This window comes from Spirillospora sp. NPDC049652 (assembly GCF_040675125.1).
Taxonomy (GTDB): domain Bacteria; phylum Actinomycetota; class Actinomycetes; order Streptosporangiales; family Streptosporangiaceae; genus Spirillospora.
Window position 1 is genome coordinate 1 of the sequence record NZ_JBFAOF010000376.1, and the last position, 6,418, is coordinate 6,418.

The 6,418-nt window shown below is 72.4% G+C and carries 7 protein-coding genes; 6 read left to right on the top strand and 1 reads right to left on the bottom strand.

Features of this window, described 5'->3' with window-relative positions:
- Positions 1 to 89 precede the first annotated feature (89 nt).
- Genes AB0J52_RS22485 through AB0J52_RS22510 form a run of 6 tightly spaced genes read left to right on the top strand, consistent with a single transcriptional unit; the run spans position 90 to position 5,683 of the window.
- The gene (locus tag AB0J52_RS22485; protein WP_500183864.1) at positions 90 to 1,280 is read left to right on the top strand and encodes a cytochrome P450; all 1,191 of its coding nucleotides are present in this window, start codon (positions 90 to 92) and stop codon (positions 1,278 to 1,280) included.
- Positions 1,277 to 2,506, top strand: coding sequence for a cytochrome P450 (locus AB0J52_RS22490; RefSeq protein ID WP_500183865.1), 1,230 nt, complete (start codon positions 1,277 to 1,279; stop codon positions 2,504 to 2,506). Before AB0J52_RS22485 ends, AB0J52_RS22490 begins: the two co-directional genes overlap by 4 nt.
- Positions 2,496 to 3,260, top strand: a complete 765-nt coding sequence (locus AB0J52_RS22495; protein ID WP_500183866.1) for an SDR family NAD(P)-dependent oxidoreductase — start codon at positions 2,496 to 2,498, stop codon at positions 3,258 to 3,260. The genes AB0J52_RS22490 and AB0J52_RS22495 overlap by 11 nt, the downstream gene beginning before the upstream one ends.
- Before the next feature lie 11 nt (positions 3,261 to 3,271).
- Positions 3,272 to 4,294 (top strand): methyltransferase, encoded by a 1,023-nt coding sequence (locus tag AB0J52_RS22500; RefSeq protein WP_500183868.1) that lies wholly within the window; start codon positions 3,272 to 3,274, stop codon positions 4,292 to 4,294.
- The gene (locus AB0J52_RS22505) at positions 4,288 to 5,319 is read left to right on the top strand and encodes a methyltransferase (protein WP_500183870.1); all 1,032 of its coding nucleotides are present in this window, start codon (positions 4,288 to 4,290) and stop codon (positions 5,317 to 5,319) included. Before AB0J52_RS22500 ends, AB0J52_RS22505 begins: the two co-directional genes overlap by 7 nt.
- Positions 5,320 to 5,368: 49 nt before the next feature.
- The gene (locus AB0J52_RS22510; RefSeq protein WP_500183871.1) at positions 5,369 to 5,683 is read left to right on the top strand and encodes a hypothetical protein; all 315 of its coding nucleotides are present in this window, start codon (positions 5,369 to 5,371) and stop codon (positions 5,681 to 5,683) included.
- Between the two features lie 11 nt (positions 5,684 to 5,694).
- Here AB0J52_RS22510 and AB0J52_RS22515 read toward each other — a convergent pair.
- Positions 5,695 to 6,418 (bottom strand): class I SAM-dependent methyltransferase (locus AB0J52_RS22515; protein WP_500183873.1); only part of this gene is annotated, 724 nt, incomplete at its 5' end.

Sequence of the window (6,418 nt, forward strand, 5' to 3'; positions counted from 1 at the left end):
GACCGGTTCGCGCGGGGCGTCCGACACGAGCTGGCCTTCGCCGACTGCTGCCTGCGCCCGTCCTCTCCCCAACGAAAGGTCAGCGGCCCATGAACCCGATTCCCTATCCGTTCGAGTGGACGCCGCCGATGGAGGTGCCCGGGGCCCTGCGGGGGCTGCGGGACCGGGCCCTCGTCGAGGTCCGGCTGCCCAGCGGCGACACCGCCCAGATGGTGACCCGGTACAAGGACGTCCGGAACCTGTTCTCCGACGAGCGGCTGAGCAAGAACATCGCGCGGCCGGACGTCGCGCGCGTGTCGGCCGACAACGAACTGTTCACCGACCCGGAGATCGACGCGGACCCGCCGGCCCACACGCGGGTGCGCGGCCTGGTCACCAGGGCGTTCACGGCGCGCCGGGTAGAGGCGCTGCGGCCCTTCGCGCAGCAGGTCACCGACGAGCTGCTGGACGAGATGGCCAAGGGGCCGCGGACGGCGGAGCTCAACGAGGCGCTGGCGTTCCCGTTGCCGATCCTGGTGATCTGCAGACTGCTGGGCGTCCCGGCCGAGGACAGGGACAAGTTCCGCCGACTGGTGGACGGGTTCCTGTCGGTGACCAAGCTGCCGCGAGAGCAGGTCGCCGAGTGCCGCGAGGGCCTGTGGACCTACCTCGGCGAGCTGATCGAGCACAAGCGCGCCCATCCGTCCGACGACCTGATCGGCGCGCTCATCAAGGTCCGGGACGAGGACGACAACCGGCTGTCGGAGTACGAGCTGCACTTCTGGACGCGGTCGCTGCTCATCGCCGGGTACGTCACCACCGCCAGCCAGATCGGCACCGGCACCGCCGTCCTGCTGCACCGCCGCGACCTGGTCGCCCAGATCAAGGCGGACTTCTCCCTGGTCGAGCCGGCCGTGGAGGAGCTGCTGCGCACGCAGATCATGGGCTCGTCCATCGGGACCCTGCGGCTGGCGACCGCCGACATCGAGCTGTCCGACGGCACCGTGATCACCAAGGGCAGCAGCGTGCTGCTGTCGGAGGAGTCGGCCAACATGGACGAGTCGGTGTTCCCCGACCCGTTCACCCTGGACCTGCGCCGTCCGGACAACCACCACATGACGTTCGGCGCGGGCATCCACTACTGCGCCGGCGCGGCGCTCGCGCGGATGGAGCTGCAGGTCGCGACCGAGAGCCTGCTGCGCCGCTTCCCCGACATCCGCCTGGCGGTCCCGGGCGCCCGGCTGCCCCGCGGCCTCGGCGGCTTCATGGAGGGCTTCAGCGAGATCCCGGTGACGTGGTGAGCGCGCGCGAGGCCGTCCAGGACCTGGACCTGATGGACCCGGCGTCCTTCCGCGACGGCATGCCCCACGAGTACCTCCGCAGGCTGCGCGCGACGCCCGGGCTGCCGCTCGGCCACGACACCGACGGCGAACCGCTGTGGTACGTGACCCGGCACGCCGAGGTCGCCGCGGTCTCCCGCGACACCGAGCGGTTCTCGTCCAGCCCCACGACGATGACCTCGGTGCGCAAACGGGACCAGAACGACCCGATCATCACCTTCCTGGACGGCGCGGACCACGTCCGGATGCGGCGGCTGACGTTCAAGGCGTTCGCGCCCGCGCGGATGGCCGCGCTCCAGGACCGGGTCCGCGCGATCGTCGCCGACCTGCTGGACCGGTGCCGCCGGCGCGGCGAGTTCGACCTGGCCGAGGACGTCGCGCTGCGGCTGCCGTTCGAGGTGCTGGCCGACCTGCTCGGGGTCCCGGACGGCGACCGGGACACGGTGCTGGGCTGGGCCCGGCAGACGGTCAACCTCGGCGACCCGGAGTACGACTCGCCCGAGGAGGACCTGTTCCAGAAGCTGCTGGAGTACTTCCTGGACTTCGCGGCGCTGCGCGCGCGGCGTCCGGCCGACGACTTCTTCTCGATCGTGCTCGGCGCGCGGCTGCGGGACGACCGGCTGGGCCTGCCCGACCGGCTGACGCCGGAGGAGGCCGGGGTGTTCGCGACGACGCTGATCACCGCGGGCAGCGAGACGACGTACTGCGCGGTGACCGGCGCGGTCCTGGCGCTGCTGGAGTTCCCCGACCAGCTCGCGCGGCTGCGCTCCTCCCCGGAGCTGCTGCCGTCCGCGGTGGAGGAGGTCCTGCGGTGGGTCACCCCGGTGACGCACTTCGCGCGCCGCGCCGTCACCGACACCGAGGTCGCGGGGCAGCCGATCGCGGCGGGCGAGCGGGTCGTCGTCTGGTACACCTCGGCGAACCGGGACGAGTCGGTCTTCGACGAGCCCGACCGCTTCGACGTCGGGCGCTCGCCGAACCCGCACGTGGCGTTCGGCGGCGGCGGACCGCACTTCTGCATCGGCAACGGGCTGGCGACGATGGAGCTGCGCGAGTTCCTGTCGGCGGCCGTGCCGCTGCTGCCCCGGATGGAGGTCACCGGCCCGCCGGTGCGTCCGACGACCAACTTCATGAACAGCGTCAAGCATCTGCCGATGCGCTTCCGGGGGGCTCGCGATGCGGGTTGACCTGTCCGGCCGGACGGCCGTGGTGACCGGTGCGGGCAGCGGGATCGGGCTGGCCAGCGTCCGGGCGCTGGCCGCGTCGGGCGCGCGGGTGCTCGGCGGGTCGCGCACGCTGAACGACGCGCTGCGCGCCGCCACCCCGCACGCGATGGAGGTCGACCTCGCCACCGCCGACGGGCCCCGGCTGCTGGTCGAGCGCGCGCTCGCCGAGTTCGGCGGGCTGGACGTGCTGGTCAACGTGGTCGGCGGCGGGGTGAAGTGGGCCGCCGGCTTCCTCGACATCGAGGACGAGGTGTGGCTGCGGACGCTGCAGGTGAACCTGCTCAGCACGGTCCGGGCCGTCCGCGCGGCGCTGCCGAGCCTGATCGAGAGGCGCGGCGCGATCGTCAACATCGGCTCGGTCAGCGCCCGGCTCGCCGACCCGCACCTGGCGCACTACGCGGCCGCCAAGGCCGCCGTGGTGAACCTCGGCAAGTCGCTGTCGGTCGAGTTCAGCCCGCTCGGTGTCAGCGTCAACACGGTCTCGCCCGGACCGACGCGCAGCCGTATCTGGTCCAACCCGGACATGGCGGCCAAGCTCGGCATGACCGCCGAGGAGTTCCAGGCGGCCGTGCCCGCGATGAACGGCCTGACCACCGGCGCCCTCATCGAACCGGACGAGGTGGCGTCGCTGGTGGTGCTGCTGGCGTCCGGAGCGGTGCCCAGCGTGACCGGCTCGGAGTACACCATCGACGCCGGGATGCTCAAGACCATCTGATGGAGGACGACATGACGAGCGTCGATCTCGGCCTGCCCGCCCAGCAGCGGGTCCTCGGGCTGTTCGCCGCCAAGTGGACCCTGGGCGCGCTGCGCGCCGTGGTCGAGCTCGGCGTGCCCGACCTGCTCGCGGACGGCCCGCGCACGGCCGCGCAACTCGCCGCGCGTCTCGGCGTCGACGCCGACGCGCTGTACCGGGTGCTGCGGGCGGTCGCCGCGGCCGACATCATCGAGCACCGTGCGGACGGGTCCTTCGCCCTCACGCCCGCCTCCGCCGGGCTCGTCACCGACGCCCCGGGCGGCATCCGCGACATGTTCCTGTTCGCCTCCGACCCGATGCTGTGGCGTCCGTACGAGAACGTCGCGCACACCGTCCGGACGGGTCGTCCCGCCTTCGACGAGGCGTTCGGGATGTCGTTCTACGAGCACACGCGCAAGAACCCCGCCGCCGGTGAGCTGTTCGACCGGGCGATGCGGCAGAACCGCTACCCGGCCACCGACCGAATCTTCGCCTCGTTCGACTTCGGCCGGTTCGCCCGGATCGCCGACGTGGGCGGAGGCAACGGCCAGTTCCTCGCCGAGATCCTCCGCCGCCACCCCGGCTGCACCGGCGTCCTGGCCGACCAGCCGCACACCGCCGCCGAGGCCGCGCGGGTGCTGTCCGCGGCGGGGGTCGCCGACCGCGTGACGATCGTGCCGTGCGACTTCTTCCGCGAGGTCCCCTCCGGTTGCGACGCCTACTTCATCAAGCACACCCTGCACAACTGGGACGACGAGCACGCCGAACTGATCCTGCGCCGCGTCCGCGAGGCGATCGGCGACGGCGACTCCCGCCTGCTGATCCTGGACCTGCTGCTGGACGGTCCGGGCGGCCACGACGTGGGCAAGCTCATCGACGTCGAGGCGATGGCCGTCCTGGGCGGCCGGGAACGCGACCGGGACGAATGGAACCGCATCGCCTCCGCGGCCGGATTCGCCCAGGCCAACGACCCGGCGCCCGGTGATCTGGCACTGCTGGAATACCGTCCGTGCTAGCCGGCATCCTGCACACCACGACGGGCTTCGCACGCGCGCAGGCGGTCTGCACCGCGGTCGAACTGGACCTGTTCACCGTTCTGGACACCGCCCCCGCGACCGAGGCCGAACTGCGCCGCGGCCTCCGCCTGAACGGGCGCGGCCTGGGTGACCTGCTGGCCCTGCTGGTGGAGCTCGGCCTCCTGCGCGAGGACGACCGCCGCTTCCGCAACTCCCCCGCCGCGTCCCGCCACCTGGTCGCCGGGCGGCCGGGCTACGTGGGCGGCGCACTGCTCGGCGCGAAAGCCAACCTGTACCCGCTGTGGGCGGGCCTCGCCGACACGCTCCGCACCGGGATCCCGCGTTCGGCCGACGACGACTTCGCCGCGATGCTGGACGACCCGCCGGCCCTGCGCCGCTACGCCGCGATGATGGCCGGCGCGGTGCGTCCCGTCCTGCCCGGTCTGCTGAAGGCGGTCGACTGGACGGCCCGCACGGACGTCCTGGACGTGGGCGGCTGCCGAGGCGACCTGGTGGCGCACCTGGTCCGGGCGCATCCCACCCTGCGCGGCCACGTCTTCGACCTGCCGCAGCTGGCACCGGTCTTCGCCGAACACATGGCCGCGGCCGGCGCAGCGTCCACGACCCGGTTCCACGCGGGCGACTTCTTCCGTGACCCGCTGCCGGGCGCGGACGTGGTGATCCTCGGCCACGTCCTGCACAACTGGCCTGCAGCGCGCCGCGAGGAGCTGCTGCGCAAGGTCTATGCCGCGCTGCCGGCCAACGGCGTCCTGCTGGTCTACGACCGCATGCTGGACGAGGCGCGCTCCCACGTGGAGAACCTGGTCGCCAGCCTCACGATGGCCCTGGTGACCGCCGACGGGGCCGAGTACACCGCGTCCGACCTGGAAGACATGGCCCGCGGGGTGGGCTTCACCGCCGCCCGCCGCATTCGCCTGGACGACAACGAGACCCTCGTCGTCCTCACCAAACCCGCGGGCTCCGACGGTGGCGCGATGCTCGAGCGCCCGTCGACCTCCCCCTGAGCACCGCGGACGAGTCTCAGGACCGAACCGACGACCTGGAAGTGGCCCCATGCCTGACATGCGTTCCTCGTGGCTCCGGTTCTGCCGGACGCTGCGGCTCGGCCTCATGTACATGGGCGCCAACGCCTGGCCGTGCGCCGAAGTCTTCGACGCGTTGCGACGGGCGGCGAACGAGGCGCCGACCCGCGCTCGCCGGAGCGCGGCCGACGCCTCCACCGCCGACACCGCCGACACCGCTGACCAGGCCGAGGATCCGCCGCCCGTCGCCGTGAAGCCGCACCCCGAGGGCGTCACTCCCTACGCCGACCTCAGCCCGTCCGAGCGGCGCCTGCTGGACGCCCTGAAACAGCAGCTCGGCCCCTAAAGACGAGGCCGCTACTCGGTGGTGCTCCAACGGGTGGGCGGGGTGTCGATGTCCACCAGGGCGGCGAAGTCGCGGGGCACCCAGCGGGGGACGCCGCCCTCGGCGTTCACGCCTTTCTCGATGAAGGCGATGTTGTGGTACACGTGCAGGCCCGTGGTGGTGGCGGCCACCGAGTCGGGGCCGGCGGACGGACCGTCCGGGTGCTCCTCGTACTGGATGGAGTCGACCAGGTCCCGGACGAGGTGCAGGGACGTCCCAGGGCCCGGGTGACGGGTGTCCTGGCCGCCGAAGCCGGGGCAGAACGCGGTCCACAGGTCCTCGATGACGTAGACGCCGCCGGGGTTCAGATGCGGGTACAGGGCGTGGAAGGCCGTGCGGACGTGCCGGTTGACGTGGCTGCCGTCGTCGATGATGACGTCGAAGGGGCCGTGCCGCTCGGCCAGGTCGTGCATCTGCCGGGGGTCGTTCTGGTCGGCGACCAGGGTGGTGATGCGGGGCTCGTCCAGCACGGACTTGTCGAAGATGTCGATGCCGAAGATCTGGCCGCGGTGGAAGTAGCGCTTCCACATCCGCAGGGACGCGCCGCCCGGCATGAACGCGTAGCCGCCGACCCCGATCTCCAGGACGCGGACGGCGTCGGCGCGCAGGCGGCGCAGGTGGCGGTCGTAGTGCGGAGTGAAGCGGTGCAGGACGCCCCACTTGTCCGAGCCGTACCCGAGGGCGAGCGCGCCGAGG

Bases quoted from the DNA above. Each gene is read 5' to 3' on its own strand.
- AB0J52_RS22485 (WP_500183864.1), top strand. From the start codon at position 90: ATGAACCCGATTCCCTATCCGTTCGAGTGGACGCCGCCGATGGAGGTG.
- AB0J52_RS22495 (WP_500183866.1), top strand. From the start codon at position 2,496: ATGCGGGTTGACCTGTCCGGCCGGACGGCCGTGGTGACCGGTGCGGGC.
- AB0J52_RS22500 (WP_500183868.1), top strand. From the start codon at position 3,272: ATGACGAGCGTCGATCTCGGCCTGCCCGCCCAGCAGCGGGTCCTCGGG.
- AB0J52_RS22510 (WP_500183871.1), top strand. From the start codon at position 5,369: ATGCCTGACATGCGTTCCTCGTGGCTCCGGTTCTGCCGGACGCTGCGG.